At 35.8% G+C, this 20,571-nt stretch carries 16 protein-coding genes and 1 pseudogene; 3 read left to right on the top strand and 14 right to left on the bottom strand.

All coding sequences use genetic code 11. The features are described from left to right. Positions 1–86 precede the first annotated feature (86 nt). Genes CW751_RS10960 through CW751_RS10950 form a run of 3 tightly spaced genes read left to right on the top strand, consistent with a single transcriptional unit; the run spans position 87 to position 2,075 of the window. Positions 87–881 (top strand): SDR family oxidoreductase, encoded by a 795-nt coding sequence (locus CW751_RS10960; RefSeq protein WP_101335079.1) that lies wholly within the window; start codon positions 87–89, stop codon positions 879–881. A gap of 17 nt (positions 882–898) precedes the next feature. Further along, a complete protein-coding gene (locus tag CW751_RS10955; protein ID WP_240612571.1) occupies positions 899–1,363 on the top strand; it encodes a low molecular weight protein-tyrosine-phosphatase in 465 nt (154 codons plus the stop codon). After that, the gene (locus CW751_RS10950) at positions 1,356–2,075 is read left to right on the top strand and encodes an SAM-dependent methyltransferase (RefSeq protein WP_101335077.1); all 720 of its coding nucleotides are present in this window, start codon (positions 1,356–1,358) and stop codon (positions 2,073–2,075) included. Before CW751_RS10955 ends, CW751_RS10950 begins: the two co-directional genes overlap by 8 nt. Before the next feature lie 66 nt (positions 2,076–2,141). Here CW751_RS10950 and CW751_RS10945 read toward each other — a convergent pair whose 3' ends face one another. From CW751_RS10945 to CW751_RS10880, 14 genes and pseudogenes are all read right to left on the bottom strand, one after another. Further along, a complete protein-coding gene (locus tag CW751_RS10945) occupies positions 2,142–2,717 on the bottom strand; it encodes a phosphatase PAP2 family protein (RefSeq protein WP_101335076.1) in 576 nt (191 codons plus the stop codon). Positions 2,718–2,766: 49 nt separating this feature from the next. Then, a pseudogene (hisIE, locus tag CW751_RS10940) lies at positions 2,767–3,350 on the bottom strand (bifunctional phosphoribosyl-AMP cyclohydrolase/phosphoribosyl-ATP diphosphatase HisIE). Further along, complete coding sequence (hisF, locus tag CW751_RS10935; protein WP_101335075.1) at positions 3,347–4,099, bottom strand: imidazole glycerol phosphate synthase subunit HisF; 753 nt, start codon at positions 4,097–4,099, stop codon at positions 3,347–3,349. The pseudogene hisIE and the gene hisF overlap by 4 nt, the downstream one beginning before the upstream one ends. A gap of 2 nt (positions 4,100–4,101) precedes the next feature. After that, complete coding sequence (gene hisA / locus CW751_RS10930) at positions 4,102–4,827, bottom strand: 1-(5-phosphoribosyl)-5-[(5-phosphoribosylamino)methylideneamino]imidazole-4-carboxamide isomerase (protein ID WP_101335074.1); 726 nt, start codon at positions 4,825–4,827, stop codon at positions 4,102–4,104. Further along, a complete protein-coding gene (gene hisH, locus CW751_RS10925; RefSeq protein ID WP_101335073.1) occupies positions 4,824–5,402 on the bottom strand; it encodes an imidazole glycerol phosphate synthase subunit HisH in 579 nt (192 codons plus the stop codon). Before hisH ends, hisA begins: the two co-directional genes overlap by 4 nt. Next, on the bottom strand, positions 5,399–6,487 hold the full coding sequence (gene hisB, locus CW751_RS10920; protein ID WP_101335072.1) for a bifunctional histidinol-phosphatase/imidazoleglycerol-phosphate dehydratase HisB: 1,089 nt from the start codon (positions 6,485–6,487) through the stop codon (positions 5,399–5,401). The genes hisH and hisB overlap by 4 nt, the downstream gene beginning before the upstream one ends. After that, positions 6,484–7,512 carry a histidinol-phosphate transaminase gene (gene hisC, locus CW751_RS10915; RefSeq protein WP_101335071.1) on the bottom strand — a complete coding sequence of 343 codons (1,029 nt, stop codon included), beginning with the start codon at positions 7,510–7,512 and terminating at the stop codon, positions 6,484–6,486. The genes hisB and hisC overlap by 4 nt, the downstream gene beginning before the upstream one ends. After that, positions 7,499–8,794 carry a histidinol dehydrogenase gene (hisD, locus tag CW751_RS10910; RefSeq protein ID WP_101335070.1) on the bottom strand — a complete coding sequence of 432 codons (1,296 nt, stop codon included), beginning with the start codon at positions 8,792–8,794 and terminating at the stop codon, positions 7,499–7,501. The genes hisC and hisD overlap by 14 nt, the downstream gene beginning before the upstream one ends. Continuing rightward, complete coding sequence (gene hisG, locus CW751_RS10905; RefSeq protein ID WP_101335069.1) at positions 8,794–9,651, bottom strand: ATP phosphoribosyltransferase; 858 nt, start codon at positions 9,649–9,651, stop codon at positions 8,794–8,796. The genes hisD and hisG overlap by 1 nt, the downstream gene beginning before the upstream one ends. 240 nt (positions 9,652–9,891) lie before the next feature. Beyond that, entirely contained in the window at positions 9,892–11,820 is a 1,929-nt protein-coding gene (locus tag CW751_RS10900; protein ID WP_101335068.1) for an OmpA family protein, read from the bottom strand. Positions 11,821–11,824: 4 nt separating this feature from the next. After that, a complete protein-coding gene (locus CW751_RS10895) occupies positions 11,825–12,751 on the bottom strand; it encodes a PorP/SprF family type IX secretion system membrane protein (protein ID WP_101335067.1) in 927 nt (308 codons plus the stop codon). A gap of 5 nt (positions 12,752–12,756) precedes the next feature. Then, a complete protein-coding gene (locus CW751_RS10890) occupies positions 12,757–18,435 on the bottom strand; it encodes a PKD domain-containing protein (protein ID WP_101335066.1) in 5,679 nt (1,892 codons plus the stop codon). Positions 18,436–18,478: 43 nt separating this feature from the next. Beyond that, the gene (locus tag CW751_RS10885) at positions 18,479–19,522 is read right to left on the bottom strand and encodes a PorP/SprF family type IX secretion system membrane protein (protein WP_101335065.1); all 1,044 of its coding nucleotides are present in this window, start codon (positions 19,520–19,522) and stop codon (positions 18,479–18,481) included. Between the two features lie 11 nt (positions 19,523–19,533). Beyond that, on the bottom strand, positions 19,534–20,571 hold a 1,038-nt coding region (locus tag CW751_RS10880; protein WP_133122203.1), incomplete at its 5' end, for a T9SS type B sorting domain-containing protein.

The raw sequence follows: 20,571 nt of genomic DNA, 5'->3' as shown, positions 1-20,571 counted from the left end.
GAACTTCTTTTACCTGTTCGTGTTTGGTTTGTTTGAACATTTTATTTTATGGGATAATGTGAAAGCTTTTAGGTATCTTTGTAGGTATGAAAACATTTGCCAATAAAGTAGTTTGGATTACAGGAGCTTCCTCAGGAATAGGGAAGGAGTTGGCCATTCAATTAGCTGAATTAGGTAGTAAATTAATTTTGTCTGCTAGAAATGAGCAGGAATTAGAAAAATTAAAATCAACTTTAAAAAATTCCGAAAAGCACTTGGTATTGCCATTAGACTTGGCGAAAAACTCTAACTATGAGGAGTTAACCAAAGTGGTTATTGAACAATATCAACGCATCGACTATTTATTCAATAGTGGTGGAGTTTCTCAACGCGCAGAGGCTTCTAAAACATCAATTGACGTAGATCGTCGCATTATGGAAGTGAATTACTTTGGAAATATTGCGCTAACTAAAGCTGTGTTGCCTTATATGCAAAAGCAAAAAAGTGGACATTTTATTATTACCTCTAGTATTGCTGGGAAGTTCGGTTTCTACTTGCGTTCTGCGTATTCAGCTTCGAAACATGCTTTGCACGGTTATTACGAAAGTCTGCTGTTGGAGGAAGCAAAGAACAATATATATGTTACGATTGTTTGTCCAGGAAAAATAAACACCCCCATTTCAAAAAGTGCATTGACAGAGGACGGAACGGCTCATGGAGAAATGGATCACAATCAAGAAACAGGAATGTCTGTTGAGGAATGTGTAAATCAGATGCTAAAAGCTACAGTAAAGAAGAAAAAAGAAGTTTTAATTGGTAATAAAGAAATATTAGCGGCGAAAATCAAACGTTTTTCTCCTGCTTTATTTTGGAAGATTATTAAGAATCAAAGTCCAACATAGAGATTAAAGATAGAGATATGAAAATATTAATGGTATGCTTAGGAAATATTTGTCGTTCACCAATGGCAGATGGATTATTACGTAAAAAAGTAGCTGATAACAACTTGGATGTTGTTGTAGATTCTGCCGGTACAGGTGATTGGCACGTTGGCGACCAACCAGATCCACGTATGATGGAGACAGGAAGAAAAAATGGTGTGCCAATTGATGAATTGCGTGGAAGACAATTTAAAGTTACTGATTTTGATGAATTCGACAGAATCATTGTGATGGATAAGAGTAATTTTGAGAATGTTACTAAACTTTCTCGTGATGAGAATGATACAAAAAAAGTAGAATTGTTCTTAAACTTAACACACCCAAGAAAAGATCTTGAAGTTCCAGACCCTTACTTTGGAGGAGATGAAGGATTTCAAGATGTATTTAAAATGTTGGATGCAGGGACAGATGTACTCATTGAAGAATTAAAAAACAATGGCTAAAGGACGATTGTATTTATTGCCTACATTGATGGGCTCGGAAACATGGGAACATGTTATTCCAAAAGAAGTAGCAGAACTTGCGATAAATACGCGCTATTTTGCTGTAGAGAATTTAAAATCTGCACGGCGGTATTTAAGAAAGTTAGACCGCACTTTTCCCATCGATGACTCTACGTTTTTTATCCTCAATAAAAAAACACCTCCAACGGATTTAGCGGGAATGTTAGCACCTATTAGAAATGGTCATGATGTTGCAATTATTTCTGAAGCAGGTTGTCCTGGGGTTGCTGATCCAGGGGCTGATTTAGTTGCTTTAGCACATCAAAATGGTCATTTTGTAAGTCCTTTAACTGGACCTTCTTCAATTTTATTGGGATTAATGGCGAGTGGTTTCAACGGTCAGTCTTTTGCGTTTAATGGTTATATTCCAAAAGAGCGTAAAAAACGTGTTTACACCTTTAAAGAATTTGAGCGAATGGCCAATAAATACGGTCAAACACAAATCTTTATGGAAACGCCTTTTCGCAATAATCATTTATTGGAAGATTTACTCAACGAGTGTTTAGATAACACATTTTTATGCATTGCCTGTGATTTGACGTTACCAACAGAACGCGTTCAAACAATGACAGTTGCTGAATGGAGAAAGAATGCGTTTGACTTGAGTAAACGGCCGACTATGTTTTTGATCGGAAAACCTTTTGCGATGTAGGGATGTTTTGCATGAAGGGAAGTTTTGCAAAACATCCTTACATGCAAAACTTCCCTTCATGCAAAATTATTTACTGTATTTTTTCTGCACCCAGCCATGCGCTTTAAATGCCAAAATACCCACAACAATTCCGATGAGTATCCCTACGATTAAATCTCCAGGGTAATGTTTTCCCACGTAAATTCTACTGTAAGAAAATAAAGCTACCCAAGCAATCAGAGGAGCTAAAATATATTTAAAATAAGGTTTTAGAATTAGTGCAATGAGTGTAATCATGGCCATTCCAACTGTAGCATGTGAAGAGACAAAACCAAAATCGCCACATTCTTTTCCTTTTAAAGCTAAAGGGAAACGCATTTCTGAGCCAAACTCAAATGTATTACAAGGTCTTGGTCGGGCTATTCCGTATTTCATAGCTAGAGAAATTCCATACGCTACGGCAACTGTTCCTAGAATCATAAAGCCACTTATTACAGCAGATTTGAATCCTGTTTTCCAGAGAATCAATAAAGCAAGCAAAGCATAAAGCGGAAAAGCTAAATACTTATCGGTGATAATAAGCCAAAACCCATCCCAAGATTCAGTTCCTAAATTGTTAAGGTAAAGGAATAGTTGTTCATCTATGTTTTTTAATGTCTCCATATTTTACTTAAAAAAGCGAAGTTAATATTATTTTGAATAGAAATGAGGATTATTCATTTCGTTGCTTTAACACCTCTTCTATATCTTCTAGTTGATATCCTTTAGCTTTTAGTAAAATGATATAGTGATACATCAAATCTGCCGCTTCATTTTTAAAGAGATCAGCATCATTATCTTTGGCCTCAATGACTAATTCAACAGCTTCTTCGCCTACTTTTTGCGCCACTTTGTTGATGCCTCTTTTGTATAATTGATTGGTGTATGATTTTTCATCATTTTCATCAATTCTTTGGTGAATGATACTTTCCAAAGCATACAGAAATCCTTTAGGCGTTTCTTCTTTAAAACAAGAGGTTGTTCCTGTATGACATGTTGGACCAGCGGGATTCGCTTTTATAAGCAAACTGTCTTGATCGCAATCGATTTGAATATCAACCACTTCTAAAAAATTATTTGAAGTTTCACCTTTCGTCCATAATCTGCTTTTGCTGCGACTAAAAAACGTTACTTTTTTTCGGCTTTTGTTTTTTCATAAGCCTCTTCATTCATGTATCCAAGCATCAAAACCTGTAAAGTTTCATTATCTTGAACGATTACAGGCACTAAGCCATCGCCTTTTTTAAAATCTATCATCGAACTGCAATTTTTTGTGTTTTTAAATATTCTTTCAACTGTGGAATTGGTATTTCACCATAATGGAAAATACTTGCTGCTAATCCTCCTGTTGCGCTTGTTTTTTCAAAAACAGCTTTGAAATGCTCCATCTCACCTGCTCCACCAGAGGCAATTACTGGAATATTCACAGCTTCCGAAACCTCTTGTGTGATGTCTATTGCAAATCCGGTTTTCATTCCATCATTATTCATTGATGTTAATAGGATTTCTCCGGCACCAAGCGCTTCAACTTCTTTAGCCCAGGCAACAGTATTAAGCGGTGTTGCTGTTTTTCCACCATGTGTAAAAACTTTCCATTCACCATTTTCAAACTTGGTATCGATAGCTGCAACAACGCACTGTTTTCCAAATTGATTGGCTATTTCTGTAATTAGAGCTGGTCGTTTTACTGCAGAAGAGTTTACGCTCACTTTATCAGCTCCAGCTTTAATTATTTTCTGCACATCTTTAACCGAGTTGATTCCTCCACCAACAGTAAAAGGAATATTTATTTCTTGTGCTACCGCCCTCACTAAATCAACTAAGGTTTTACGATTTTCTAGTGTTGCTGTGATGTCTAAAAAAACCAATTCATCAGCCCCTTCTTCAACGTACTTTTTCGCCAATTCAATTGGGTCACCTGCATCTTTAATGTCCACAAAGTTGATTCCCTTTACGGTTCTTCCATCCTTGATGTCTAAACACGGAATAATTCTTTTCTTTAACATAATTAAGTTGTTTTATTTATAAATTCTACCAGTTGACGCATACTGATTTTACCTTCATAGAAAGCCTTTCCAAGGATTGTACCTTCACAACCTATTTCATGAAGTAAATACAAGTCTTCAACACAAGAAACTCCTCCACTAGCGATAAGGTTTACATTGCTTTTTTCAATAATTTCTTCGTATAATTCGTTGGAAGTACCTTGAAGCATTCCATCTTTTGAAATATCAGTACAGATTACATATTTTGCACCTTCTTTTTCATAGTCAAGGATAAAGTCAACAATATCAAGATCTGCGCTTTCTGTCCAGCCATTGGTTGCTATTTTTCGATCTTTACAATCTGCTCCGAGAATAATCTTATCGCTTCCATACTGTTGCAGCCAAGTTTTAAAAACTTCAGGATTTTTAACCGCTATACTTCCTCCGGTAATTTGATGCGTTCCACTTTCAAAAGCTATTCTAAGATCATCATCGGATTTTAATCCTCCTCCAAAATCAACCTTTAGGTTTGTTTTAGTACATATTTCTTCGAGTATCTTATGATTGATAATGTGTTGGGCCTTTGCTCCATCTAAATCTACGACATGCAAAAACTCAATGCCGTTGTCTTCAAATGCTTTAGCAACTTCAAGCGGGTTTTCATTGTAGACTTTTTGTGTGTTATAGTCTCCTTTGGAAAGCCTAACACATTTTCCGTCTATGATATCTATTGCAGGTATAATTCTCATAATTTTAAAAAGTTTTTCAGTAATTTCATCCCTATATCTGCTGATTTTTCTGGGTGAAACTGCGTGGCGTAAAAGTTGTTCTTGTGCAATGCTGCACTAAAAGGTTCGATGTAATCGCAAACAGAAATTGTGTTTTCACAAACTTCAGCGAAATAGCTATGCACATAGTAAAAGCTATCTTCCAAATTTATATTTAAAAAAAGTGATCCTTCTAATTGTGTTGAATTATTCCAACCCATGTGTGGCACTTTATCTGTTGGAGGAAATTGCTTTACCTCTGTATCAAAAATACCTAAACATTCTGTTGATCCTTCCTCAGAGCTTTTACACATCAATTGTAAACCTAAACAAATTCCTAAAAAAGGTTGTTTGATAGCGGTAAGTACCTCGTTGAGGCCTTTTTCTTTTAAATACTGCATAGCCGAACTGGCTTCACCTACACCAGGGAAAATCACCTTTTCTGCCGCAAGAATTGTTGCATGATCATCTGTGATTACGCTTTCATAGCCTAAATTAGTTAGTGCATTCTGAACAGACTGAATATTTCCAGCATTGTATTTGATGATTGCAATCATAATTTACCTTTTGTACTCGGAATACTGTAGTTTTCTGTTTTGCTTACGGCTGACTTAATCGCTTTCGCAAAGGCTTTAAATATAGCTTCTATCTTGTGGTGTTCGTTATCTCCTTCAGCCTTAATATTCAGGTTACATTTAGCAGCATCACTGAAAGACTTAAAGAAGTGCATAAACATTTCAGTTGGCATATCTCCAACCATTTCACGCTTAAATTCAGCTTCCCACATTAACCAAGGACGACCACCAAAATCAATAGCAACTTGCGCTAAACAATCATCCATTGGCAGTAAAAATCCGTAGCGCTCAATACCTCTTTTACTTCCTAAAGCTTGTATAAACGTTTCTCCTAAAGTTATGGCAACATCTTCAATGGTGTGGTGTTCATCAATTTCTAAATCACCTTTTACTTTAACCGCTAAGTCAATATTTCCATGTTTGGCTATTTGTTCTAGCATGTGGTCGAAAAATGGAAGTCCAGTGTCCAAATTTGATTGACCACTTCCGTCCAAATTAAGCTTGATAAGAATTGAGGTTTCATTAGTAACCCTACTTACCTCACCAGTTCTAGGAATAGCTTTAAGAAATTGATATATTTCACTCCAATTTTGAGTGCTTAATGCTGCATTCTTATCTTCTTCTCCAATATATATAGCTTGTGCTTTTAGGTTTGTAGCTAATTCTACATCAGTTGCACGATCGCCAATTACATAAGAATTAGCTAAATCATAATTCCCGTGAATATATTTTTGCAACAATCCAGTTCTAGGCTTTCTTGTAGGAGCATTATCTTCTGGAAAACTTTTATCAATTAAGACCTCATCAAATTCAATTCCCTCATTTTTAAAAGCCTGGATAACTTTGTTTTGTGCAGGCCAAAAAGTATCTTCTGGAAATGAATCTGTTCCTAATCCGTCCTGGTTCGTAACCATAACCAATTCATAATCCATTTCTTTAGCTATTTTAGATAGCCACTGGAATACTCCAGGGTAAAACTCTAGCTTCTCTAAACTGTCCAATTGATAATCCACTGGAGGTTCGATTACCAGCGTTCCATCTCGATCTATGAATAATGCTTTTTTCATTTTATATTTTTTATTGCGTTAATCAATATGTTATTTTCTTCTGGTGTACCTATAGAAATACGTATGCAGTTTTTAACTTGGTTATTTCTATTTCTTGTAATGATATTCTGGTTGACTAAATCTGTATAAAGTTGATCAGCGTTTTGAACTTCAATAAGTATATAGTTTGCATCTGAAGGGTACACTTTTTGAACTTCTTTTATATTTGAAAGTGCTTTTTCAACCCTCTTGCGCTCACTTAAAATGACTGCTAAATTCTCCTCATATTTTTTAATTTTGTCTAAGGCTTCATTTGCAGCTTTTTGATTGAGTTCACTTACATTATAAGGCGGTTTCACCTTGTTGTAAAGATTGATTATTTCTTTATCAGCATAGGCTGTTCCCAATCTTGCAGCCGCTAACCCCCAGGCTTTACTGAAAGTCTGACTCACGATTAGGTTATTATATTGGTCAATCATTGAAATTAAGGATTCATCAGTTGCAAAATCAATATATGCTTCATCTACAATGACAATCCCTTTAAAGTTGGTGAGAATATAGTCTATTGCTGCTCTGTCGATCAAGTTTCCGGTAGGGTTATTCGGCGAACAGATAAACATGAGTTTAATTGATGGATCATTAAAGTAAGGTCTTAAAGTGGGTAAATCAATTTGAAATGCTGAATTTAACGGTTGTTCAATTAATTCAATATTATTAATTGCTGCCGAAACATTATACATGCCGTAAGTTGGTGAAAAAGTAAGTGCTTTGTCCTTCCCAGGGTTACAGAATATTCTAAATGCTAAATCGATTACTTCATCACTTCCATTCCCTACAAATATATTTTGTGTATTGACTCCCTTTAATTGAGCCAGCTTCTTTTTGAGTTCACTTTGTTGAGGATCAGGGTAACGATTTAAGGTTCCAAAAGGATTTTCATTGGCATCTAAAAAAGTTCCATCTTTTCCTGTAAACTTGCTTCTAGCACTCGAATATGGCTGTAATGTGAGTACGTTTGAACGAACAAGGTTGTTAATTTCTACCATTTCTAATTTTGTTTAATCTTAATGTAACTGCGTTTTTATGTGCATCTAATCCTTCAGCTTCCGCCATGATTTCAATGGCTTCACCAATTTTTTCTATTCCTTCTGCACTTAACTCTTGAAAGGTGATTTTTTTTACAAAACTATCTAAAGATACGCCACTATAATTCTTAGCAAACCCATTTGTTGGTAAAGTGTGATTTGTACCGCTTGCATAGTCACCTGCTGATTCACAGCTATAGTTCCCTAAGAATACAGAACCCGCATTGGTAATATCATTCACATATTGAGAAGCGTTTTCTGAAGCGATAATTAAATGTTCTGGTGCATATTGATTGCTAAACGCAATACATTCTTTGATGTTTTGAAAAGTAATAGCTGTACTGTTTGTCAAGGCTTTTAATGCTGTATCTTTTCGTGGAAGTAACGCTACTTGCCTTTCAACTGCCAATTGACATGCTTTTATGGTACTTTCGTTATCACTTAATAAAACGACTTGACTATCGGGGCCGTGTTCTGCTTGAGAAAGCAAATCTGCAGCAACAAACTCTGGATTACAAGTTTGGTCTGCAACAACAAGTACTTCACTTGGACCCGCAGGCATATCTATAGCTACTCCCATTTGTTGAACAAGTTCTTTAGCCTTGGTAACATATTGGTTGCCCGGCCCGAAAATTTTATAAACTTGCGGAATGGTATCTGTTCCAACTGCCATTGCCGCAATAGCCTGGGCTCCTCCAGTTTTATATATTTTAGTTACACCAACTAAATCTGCTGCATATAAAATAGCAGGATTTATTTTTCCATTTTTTCCTGGAGGGGTGCATAGCACTAGCTCTTTACATCCAGCAATTTGGGCTGGAATCCCTAACATCAAAATAGTTGAAAAAAGAGGAGCACTTCCACCTGGGATGTACAAACCAACCTTCTCAATTCCAACAGGTTTTCGCCAACAATTCACCCCTTTTACTGTTTCAATTATGGGTTCATCTATTTGTTGTGATTGATGAAATGTAGAAATATTAGCATAAGCCAATTGAATAGCTGATTTTAATTCATTAGAGACTTCATTTTTTGCGTCTTCAATTTCTTTTTCAGAAACGTAAAGTTCATTGAGTGCTACCCGATCAAATTGTAGTGCATAATCTATTAGGGCTTGGTCACCATTTAATTTTACATTTTTGATAATAGAGGAAACCAGTTCATCGAGTTCTTGTTGATTGATGCTTGGGCGTAATGCAAGTTGGTTCCATTCCTCTCTCTTTGGATTATTATATGTTTTCATCAGCTCACCATTTTATCTATTGGTACGATTAAAATATCTTCGGCTCCTGCAGATTTTAATGCATCTATCACTTCCCAAAATTCTTGCTCTTCAATTACTGAATGTAAAGAACTCCAACCTTCTTCGGCTAATGGAAGAATAGTTGGGCTTTTTAGAACAGGAAGAATATTCGTAACCGCTTTTATTTTATCGTTAGGTACGTTTAAAAGTATGTATTTACTTGTTTTACCTTTTTGAACGGCTTTAATTCTAAACAATAACTTTTCTAATAATTGCTTTTGACTTTCGCCAAGATTTTGTGATTTAACTAAAACGGCTTCAGACTCAAGTATTTTTTGTGTTTCCTTCAGTCCATTCCTAAAAAGTGTATTTCCTGAACTTACAATATCACAAATTCCGTCTGCTAAACCTATATTCGGTGCGATTTCTACTGAGCCTGAAATATTGTGAATTTCAGCATTAATATTGTTTTTGTCTAAAAAGGTTTTTAATGTTACAGGATAAGAAGTAGCGATTTTCTTATTGTTTAAGTAGTTAGTGCTCTCATCCTCTATATCTTTAGGAATTGCGAGTGAAACTCTACATTTTGAGAATCCTAGTTTTTCGACAATTTCTACTTGTTTTTGCTGTTCTACTAATAGATTCTCTCCAACTATAGCGATATCAACTGTACCGTCTTCAAGGTATTGAGGTATGTCAGAATTTCGGAGGTATAAAATCTCCATTGGAAAATTAGCAACTGCTACTTTTAATTGATCCTTCCCGTTATCTATGGCGATTCCGCATGATTTTAGGAGTTTAAGGGAACTTTCGTTTAATCTTCCGCTTTTCTGAATTGCAATTTTTAGTTTACTCATTTTTTTATTTGTTATGTTTGAGCAAACCTCTGGGTATAAAAAAACACCGTTTGAATTGCTCAAACGGTGTTTATGATATTATTTTTTTATTTACATATCAGATTACATCGCCTGAGGGCAAAAATGTAAATGATGATGTAAATAATTTGAGTTCATAATTTTATTTGTTTGCCACAAATTTATTAATAAATTTAAATTAGCCTAACTTAATTTAGCCTAACTTATTTTTAATTAAAACAATTAATTCTTTACAATTATGAAATCTGTTCTTCTATTTTCTTGATGTTCTTCATCGCTACAATCACTTGTAATATCACCTTCACACGCACAATCATTGATAAGTTTTAACTCCCCGTATCCAATAGGAATTATACGTTGTGGATTCACAATTTTAGTTTTTAGATATTCCGCAGCTGAAATGGCTCTTCTCTTGGAAAGTTCCATGTTGTATGTATAGGTTTGTCTACAATCTGTATGAGAACCCAACTCTATCATCATTTCCGGATTTTCATTGAGGATTTTTGCAACTTTATCTAGTTCTATTTTTGATTCTTTTCTTAAAGTTGCCTTGTCTACATCATAATAAATCGGATTAAGCTGTAAAACTTTACTTAAGTCACTACCGATATCGAAAGGTTTAAGATGGAAGTCATACACTAAGTTTTCTTTTTTATCGAGTTGTATATCAATGTTGATCGTTTGTGGAATAAATCCAGGTTTGTTAACCTCTAATGCTACCTTTATTTTATCACCATACGACATGCTATCAAGGAGGTTTGAATGATATGCTCCATCATTTTTAGAGCGGTGGCTTTCTTGTTCAGAAAACATTTTAATGCTAATATCTGCTCCTTCAATTGCTTCTTTTGTTGTTGCATTAAAAACAGATCCAGACAATTGATACGCATAAAATTGGTCAAATTCTTTTTCTCCACTCCATTGATAAATACGGTCTATATAATCGGTTCTGTTCGAACTGAAGTAACCACCCGATTTATCATTGAATTCAATTATGCCAAAATCATCTGCTGATGAATTTATAGGATATCCTAAATTAGTTACCTTTTGCTGTTCTTCATTTAATTGGATTTTGAAAATATCCAAACCTCCTAAACCAAAATGACCATTTGAAGAAAAATATAGTGTATTTTGATTGTTCATATAAGGAAACATTTCATCTAACGCCGTATTGATCTTTGGTCCCAAATTAATAGGAGTTGTCCATTTCCCGTTTACTTTTTCTGAATAATAAATGTCTGTTCCTCCAAACCCTCCAGGTTTGTCAGATGTGAAATAGATTCCTTTTTGATTGTTAGAGAAACTCGCATGACCAACATTATGAGTTTCCTCGTTGTAAGGAAAGGGCTCTAAATCGCTCCATTCTCCATCTTCATTTTTTGTTGACGAAAACAAAGCTAGATAAGCAGTCTTATCCGTTTTATTTCTAACATTTTTAGTGATCATCATCTGTGTTCCTGTTGAATCAAAAGCGATTGGACCATTGTGCAAACGCGAAAAGAACTTATCTTTCATTAATTCAGGTCTTTGTTTTGAGGAACTATCAGGCTTGGTTGCATAAAATAAACGTATAAAGTTGGTGTTATCCCAACCTGTTTTGCCTACTAAAAATCCTTTTTGTATCGACTTTGAACAAAATACAATACCTTTTTTGTAGAATACGGGTGAAAAATCTCCTTTTCCACTATTTAAGTTTGTCTCATCAACAGTATTGTTGGATAGGTCGTTGTATAAACTGAGTAGAGTTGAAAGCTCTTCCTGCCATGTTGATAATAATTTGTTTTTGGGATGATTTTTATGACCTTTCTTTGTAATCTCTGCAGCACGCGGGTACCTTTTTAATTGACGTAGAACCAAAATGTAGTCTAAATAATCTTGTTCTACAAGTTGATTATTTTGATTAAGCATTTCATAAAATTCAGCCGACTTATTGTTCTTGTTTAAATAAGAGAATGCTTGCGCTGCTTTTCTAATGTTTTTCCAGTTGACATTATTCTTCTTAATTCCTTTGTTCGACAACTCTTCATATATTGGAGCGGCTTTATAATATTGTTCCAATTCAAAGTATTGGTCAGCATTTTTCTGTTTTAATTGTGCGTTTAATCCTATTGAAAAGTATAAAACAGTAAATATGGGTATAAGTATTTTCATTGTGTTAGAAATAACGTGGTGATTTATAAACAGAGTTTTTCATTTTGATATCGAACTGCAATAAAATTTCGTGTGAGCCAGTTTGATAATTTGCCAATCGATTTAAAGGGAATTCATATCCATATCCTATACGCATAAAGTTTTTAACTTGATAGTACATGTTTACACCGAGCGCTTCTGTTAAACGGTATATTACACCGACATTAATTTTGTCATACATTAGCGTGTGTAGACCTAAATCTATTGCAATTGGTGTTTCAGGTGTATGTTTCGCCAAAAGAGTAGCTTTTAATTTAAAGGATGAATTAAGCTGAAAAACTTGTCCAAATGTTAAGAATAGATGTTGTGCATATAAACCATGTTCTACATTTGAAATTAAATCTTCATCTTTATATTTAAGTACCCTTGGCATGGATAAACCGATATAAGTTTTCTCATTGTAATAAAAAAGCCCCGCGCCAAGATTAAATTTTGAGTATGAATACTGTGAGTTATGAATGTCATTTTGATCGTGTATTGTGAGTGAAGTAAAGTTTCTTGAAATAATATCCACACCTGCCGATAATCCAAAAGCTAATCTTGCACCCTTGTCGTTTAACCGAATACTTGAACTTATGTCATAATAAACTCCAGTTCTATTTCGGGAACCTATTTGATCATTTACTGTATGAATTCCCATTCCTAATGACTTCCCAATAATAGGTGCATGAACGGTAAGCCATTGTGTGTTTGGCGCTCCTTCCATTCCTACCCATTGGAACCGTCCAATTCCTGTAATGTTTATTGAATTTGAACTCCCGGCATAAGCTGGATTATAATAGAGTGGATTTAAACTTTGAAAGCTTAGCTGTTCATCTTGTTGAGCTTGTGCCTTATTTGTGCTCAAGCTAATCAATAAAAGAACGGTAATTATATAAGTTATCTTTTTCATATTTCTTAGTATTCTACCTCAATGAAGCCATTAATAATTTCTGTAACACCATCATTTAAATCTATCGTGTAATAATAAGTCCCTTCTGGAACCTGACCTTCAGGAACGATTTTCAAGCCTTTGTTGACCTCACCCGACCATTCATTAGCATATTGCTTGTTGTTGTACAATAAACTTCCCCAACGATTAAATATATTAACTTCAACATTAGGGTATTGTTCAACACCTTCAATTATCCATGTATCATTGTTTCCGTCTGAATTGGGTGTGACCAATTGTGTTACAACTAAACAATTTTTACCTGTGAGGACTGAGACATTAACTGAGTCTATATTTTCACAATTGTTTCCATCAGTTACTCGTAAATTATAAAAACCTTCGTTTTCTTTGGTTAATTTTTCAAGAGTAAACATTTGTTGACTATTAGTAAATTCATTAGGACCTGTCCAATCGTAGCTTAAACCATCGTAGGCTTCTAATGTTAAGGTTTCTCCTGGACAAAATTCTAGAGGATAGGTGTTAAGCCCTGTTTGTGGTAAAGGATGGATTTCAGTTGAAAAAACAATACTGTCTTGGCAACCTTGTGATGAGGTTACACGCAAAAGAACATCGTAAACGCCTTCAGCTGTATACTGATGTTCACCATTTTCAGTATAGTAAGTGGTATTGTCTCCCATATTCCAACTATAAGAAACGATTGAGTCTTTAATCATAACACTATTGTTCTGGAAATTCACTTCTTGGTCTAGGCAAGCTTGATCGTCTAAAGTCCCCATTGCCTTAGGTACCTCATTGACAGTAACAATTTTATAAACTTCATCCGTACAATTTAAACCGCCTCCTGTTACTCTTAGTGTGACAAGATAATCACCTTCAGTGTTAAATTCATGTGTAACATTGTCTGTGGCATTAATAATTGTACCATCTCCGAAATTCCAAATCCATTCGTTAGGAATTCCTGTTGAGACATCCGTAAATTCAGTTGGATTTCCCATACATACTGTATCGTTTATGAAGTCAGCTACTGGAACTTCTGCAACGCGTACATCTTTTTGAATGGTCGAATCACATCCATTAGGGTTTCCTGCTAACAAGGTTACGGTATAAACGCCTGGTGTGTCATAGATATATGTTGGTGTTGCTTGATAAGACGAGTTTCCATCTCCGAAATCCCAGAAGTAATCATTACCTAATCCTGAAGCATCTGTTGTTAAATTGGTAAAAGATGTCATGGACCCAATACAAACTGTGTCAGCAACAAAATCTGGGAAAGGCACATTAAACACATCAATATTTCGAATTAGTGTATCGATACATCCAACGTTATTTTCTACAATAAGAGTAATTGGATAGGTTCCACCAATCGCATAATCATGTACTTCATCTTGGTTTGTTGAAGTTGTTCCGTCCCCAAAATCCCAAGCGTAGGAAATGTGATTGTTTCCTTGAGATGTGTTATTGAAATTAACACTGCTTCCCGCACAAACAGTTGGATTTGTGAAATCTGCTGTTGGTTGGTGTTTCACGAGAACTGTTTTTGAAATTTGATCTGTACAACCATACGTATTTGAAACAGTTAAGGTACTTGTGTAAGTTCCTTCGTCAGGATAAACAAATGCTGTGTCTTGTGTTTGACCTGTTGTACTTGCGGGGTCACCAAAATCCCATGACCAGCCAACAGCACTCGCTGACGACATATCGGTAAACTGCGTTGCGTACGTATTACATACTTCAGTAAAACTGTAATCAGCAGTTGGATTAGGACGAACGGTAATAGTTCTATCAGTAGTGTCCTTACAACCATTAATTGTCGTTACAATTTGTTCTACAGTATATGTATTCGCAGTTGTATATGTATATGATGGGGAGGGAGTTCCGGCAGCGCTATTTCCATCACCCCATGTATATTCCCAGTTTATCGCATCAATACTTAAATCATTAATAGTTGTAGAATTTCCTAAACATACCGTGTCAAAACTAAAATCAGCAATGGGTAATGTGTTAATGGTTACCACTCTAGTAATGGTGTCTACACATCCAAACGAGTTTTCTGTTATTAAAGAAACATCATAGTTTCCAGCACTACCATAGGTGTGAGTTGTGTTTTGTGTATTTGCATTTGCAGCGCCTTCATCAAAAATCCACTTCCAATCATTAGGGTTATTTGTTGTTGCGTCTGTAAAAACAGTGGGTTCATTTAAACAAACAGTTGTATTGGTGAAGTTAGGCACCGTTCTCGGATAAACTTCAACTGGTTTGGTAATTGTATGATTACACCCAGAAGCGGTATATGCTGTTGTTAGGCTTACATTATAAGTTCCGTCAACGTTATATGCATACCTAGGCTCTTCATCTGTGCTGGTGTCACCATTATCAAAACTCCAATTGTACGAATCCGGAGCACCTGAAGATAAATCATTAAACATTATTGTATCATTCATACACATTGCTGTAAAATCAAAGTCAGATACAGGGGTTTCTGTAATTGTTATTGTTTGTTCAATAGAGTCAATACAGCCTAAATCATTCTCAACAATTAGTTTAGCGTCATAAACACCTACAGTACTATACTCATGTGTTGGGTTATTCACATTACTGTTGTCGTTATTTCCATCTCCAAAGTCCCAATACCAATTGTTGATTGTACTTGCTGGAGCGTTATTTGTTCCTTGAAATTGCGTGTTGTTAGTTAAACAAAATTCCGTGGCATTGATTTGAGGTTCGGGAACAAGGAGTACATTTACCGTCTTTGTTAGGGTATCTGTACATCCCGCAAGGTTTTCGATAACTAAACTTGTATTATATGCGCCATCATTACCAAATTGATGAATAGGATTAGTATCAGTTGTATTGTTATTTCCGTCACCGTAAATCCATTCCCAACGATTAATGTTTCCTGTTGAAGCATCAGTAAAAACTGTATTAAAACCTTCACAAACTTCTGATGCGTCGAAGTTCGCATTAGGTATTTGATCGATAAATATGGAATCTGTAATAGTATCAGAACATCCAAAGTTGGTAAATGAAATGAGTTCAATTTCGAAATTTCCATCTGAAGGGAAGATATAATTAGGTTCGAAATCGATGGAAGAACCTGTACCATCAAAGTTCCATTCATAATTACTTCCTATTGTCGAGTTATTGATAATATCTGTAGGTACATTTCTACAAATGGTATCTTCGATCAATGAGAAATCAGAAACTGGCAAAGGATGAATTGTAATATCACGTTTCAAAGAGTCTACACATCCTTTATCCGTAATTATTTCCAGTTTAATGGTGTGAAGTGAATCTGTATTACCTAAAGCTTCATAAATTGTCGTATTTGCATTGAAGCCATTACTTGTTGAACCATTTCCGTAATCCCAATTATAAGAATGATTTGTGTTGTTAATACTTGAGTTTGTTAATACGGTGCCATCTATTTCGAATGGGCTACATTCCTCGACAGAAGACAAGTTGAATAACGCTTCTGGGTTTGGGTGAAGCCTTGCATAAACAGTATCATGACTTGTACATCCATTTAAAGTAGATTGGTATGTTATTCTTTTTTGTCCATCAGTTCCATAAGTTATATTGCCGGGTGTATATGCTGAGGAACTACTATAAACTGTGCCTCCCGATGTATAGGTAATTCCCTCACCGAAATTCCAATAATGAGCACTAACAGTGTCAGGAATATTGTTCTCTAATATGATCTCATCACCAAAACATAAACTGTCTTCGGCTACAGAAACATCTGCAATTGGAAATGGTTTGACAGTTAAGGTACGTACAATTGTATCAGGACCACAATAACCGTCAACGATTAATTCTAGATCAACATCTCCTACTGTATTATAGGTATATGTAGTGTCATTACTTAAGGTTGTAGATAGGTTTCCGTCACCAAAATCCCATTTGTAAGCAATATTTTCACCATTAGAATTATCATTGATATTAATAGCATCACCAACACAAACTGATGATGGAATACTGAAATTCGCATGAGTCGGTCTATGCGTTATGATATTGATAGTCGTATCTTTTGTTCCACACGCATTGCTTATTCTGTAATAAACGTCTCCATTTACAGGGTTTGGTCCTGTTGGGTAATTAAAGGTCAAATCTGGTCGTTGTTTATTATAAGATCGTCTTACGTAGTAATAGGGATAATAGTTTCTTTCTATATCGCCAGGAAAACGTGGACTCCAATGCCAATAATGGTTTGTACTAGGATGATTATCAGTAGAGTTATTCGTAAATTCAATAACTTGAGGTGAACAAGCTTCAATAGGATTAGCAATAACTGAAAGTTCAGGTATTGAATCAACACGAATATCTCGGGTAACCGTATTTGCACCACATCCGTTTGTAGCCGTTAATGAAATGGTGTAATTGCCTTGGTTTGTATAATTTTGAGGAGGTGTAATTTCTGCATTTGTATTTAATGTTGTGCCATTATCAAAATCCCATTCATATTTAGATCCCCATGGGCCAGCAGAAGCTTCTGTGGTGCTGTTGGTAATCATAATGTTGCTAACAGGAGCACAAAAGTTAGAAGACGGGTTTAATGAAAATGCAGTGTTGGGAACATCCTCAACGATAATTGGTCCATAAGACGCTTCTGAATATCCACAACTATTAATGGCTCTTAAAGAAATGGTATAATTCCCTTCATTTGTGTACACATTAGTCGGTGTGGTTGCAGTGGATGTAGTCCCATCACCGAAATCCCATAAATAGGAGGTTGCTGCATCAGAATTGTTGACTAAAGTATTGATTGTATGTGGTGCGCATCCCTCTTCTTGGTTAACATCAAAGGTGAAATCTGCGGTCGTTCGTCGTTGGAATATAAATTGTAAACTGTCTGTTGACACGCATCCAGCTGCTGATTCTGCTGTATATTGGATGTTATACACACCGTATGTATTGTAATTATGCGTTGGAGATGGTGTGTTTCCTGTTGCTCCGTCACCAAAATCCCATAAATGACTAATCGCATTGGTTGTATAGTTTGTGAAAACTACATCCATATCTGTTAATGGGTTAGAAGCGGTAACGCAACTTTCTAGGTCTCCATCATCGTCTGCTCCTGCAATTGCAACAACAGGAGACTGTTCTATAGTTACCGGCTGAATATATGTGTCTTGGCAGCCTGCTGAGTTTGTAACTGTTAGTGTAACAGTGTAGTTACCTGCATTTGTGTAAGTATAAGAAGGATTTTCATCACTTGAATTGCTTCCATCTCCAAAGTCCCAGTTGTATGTTGTTCCTGTAAAGGTACCAGTTGAGTTATTTGTGAAACTAAAAGCTTGATTTGAACAAAGTAATGGTGCGGCCACTGAGAAGTTTGCGCTTGGAACAGGTACAACTTCAATGGAAATAGGGGGGGTGTTATCTGTACAACCACCAGTTGTTTCTGCTTCAACTGTTAAGGTGTAATTCCCTACACCGTTGAAATCGTAAGTCCAGGTTCCAGTTCCAACTGAAGTATGTTCTAAACTACCATTTACAGACCAGTTAAAAGTTGTTGTGGCAGCTTCAGCTCCTGTTGAATTATTTGTGAATGTGACCGTGTTTGTACCAGGTCCACAAAACGAGTTTTGACTTTCTGATATGTTTAAATTTAAGTCGGTGCATTGACCAATAGCTAGTGCACTTGAGATGATCAAGCACACTGTTAATGTAATTCTTAGTATCATAATTGTATAGTATTAGTAAAAAAATGAGCTAAACCCGTAGCATTTAAATCCTTGCTCTTGTTTCTTTAAACGGGTTGTTTAAAATATACCTAAGGAATATTTCAACGCCTCCTTTCGCACGTGAAACTTCTTTTAAAGAAGAGAATAGGTTAAAGTCATAGACTAATCCCGCATCTATTCCTCCAAAACGTACAGAAAAACGAGATAATAAAGCATCTTTGTTTCGATAGAATACACCAACCGCTAGAGATGTTCCATCGTAATGACCATTTTTACTTGTTCCTTGACCTAAATAAAAACGATAATCAGTTCCCAATAATGTCTCTATTGAAGGGCCTTGAAATTGCATAATTAATTGTGGTTCGATTGCCATTTTTGTTTCTCCAATCCCAATTTCTGCCATCACGTAACTTGAAAGTCGAACATAAAGGTCTTCACCGTCTTCTTTAATAAAAGAATAGCTGGGTCGGTTTAAATGATATGCTGCAAAACCTATATTTAATAATGTTCCGTTATTGTTGGTTGTTTTCTGAACTGGTCTGTAGGTGTAATGTAATCCTGCTCCAGCATCAAAATATCCAAAGTTAGCACGATCAAATGATTCGCCGGTTGCCATATTAGGATTGTACCCTGTACCGTCATATTGGTTTCCCCATTGACCATTGTTTTCTGTAAAAGAGCGCGAACCATAAGCTCCTTGAATTCCTAAACCTAAAGTATGTTCTTGGTTTAGTTTTAAATGATAAGCGACAGATAAGCCAATGTTGTTAGAACTAATACGACTTTCACCAACATTGTCATTATTGAAGTGAATCCCCGCAGCTAAAAACCCTTCTCCAAACTGGTTGTTGTTGAAAAAGCGCATATCATAGCTTGCCGCAATTGTGTTGTAGGGCGTAGCAACCGAATTCCATTGTGTACGGTAATTGGCTGTTGCTTGCAAATCATAATTTGCACCCGCCATGGCTGGGTTTATAGTTAGTGGTGAATAATCCATTGCTGAAAAATGAATGTCTTGCGCACGTAGAATTCCAATCGTAAAAGATAATGCTATTATTATCGATTTTTTAAAATTTCTGTTTTTCATATTACAATAGTTTAGCGAATTAAGTTAATGTTTCCAGACGCTTCAATATCTTCGCCTTCTTGGGTTGTTAATTTTAACTTATACACAAATACACCTGTGTTCATTAATTTCCCTCTGTATTTTCCGTTCCAACATTCCGTTTGGTCTTCTGAAGAAAACACGAGTTCTCCCCAACGGTCGTAAATAGAGATTTGATAGTTTGAAATACAATCTCCATAAACACAGAATTCGTCATTCTGTCCATCTCCATTTGGACTAAACATGTTTGGAATGTATAAATCTTTACAGGGATCTTCATCGTTTACTTTTACAACAACTGAATCGGTTGCTGAACAACCGTCTGGTGTAGTTGCCGTAACATAGTATGTTGTTGTTGATTCAGGTGTTGCAATTGGTGAGGTACATGTTGTACATGACAAACCTTCAGCTGGAGTCCATTCATAAGTTGTTCCATTTACCCCATCTTCAACATTTGTTGATATTTCAATTGATTCTCCCAATAAAATTGTGGTGTCAGTTGGAGATACATAAAAATCAAAATAATTTGAAGTGTTCACTGTAAAAGAAGTGTCTAAGGTGCATCCTTCTGCATCTGTAATCGTTACTTGGTAATTGCCTGCGGTCAAACTGTCTAAATTAGATGAGGTTGTTCCATTTTCCCACTCAAAGGTATATCCTGGCGTCCCTCCTCCTGGAATAATTGAAATAGACCCGTTATTTATTCCACAATCTGCTGCGTGAATGACACTTGTTCCAAGTCCAATAGGTGCTGGACTATCGATTGTAACATCAATTGTAGTAGCACATCCTGCTGCGTCTGTAACTTCAACGGTATTAGTTCCTGCTGGTAAATTAGTGGCGTTAGCTGTTGTTTCACCACTTGGAATCCAATTGTAACTATAAGGAGAAGTTCCTCCCGAAGCAATAACTTCTGCACTTCCATCCGCTCCATTAGCACAAGTTACATCCTGAATGTTATCAACGTTAACCGAAACACCTCCAGAAATAGTTAAATCTAAAGTTACGATTGAATCACAACCTGCTTGATT

Source organism: Brumimicrobium salinarum (assembly GCF_002844555.1).
Lineage (GTDB): Bacteria > Bacteroidota > Bacteroidia > Flavobacteriales_D > Crocinitomicaceae > Brumimicrobium > Brumimicrobium salinarum.
This window is presented reverse-complemented; position numbering and strand designations above follow the sequence as displayed.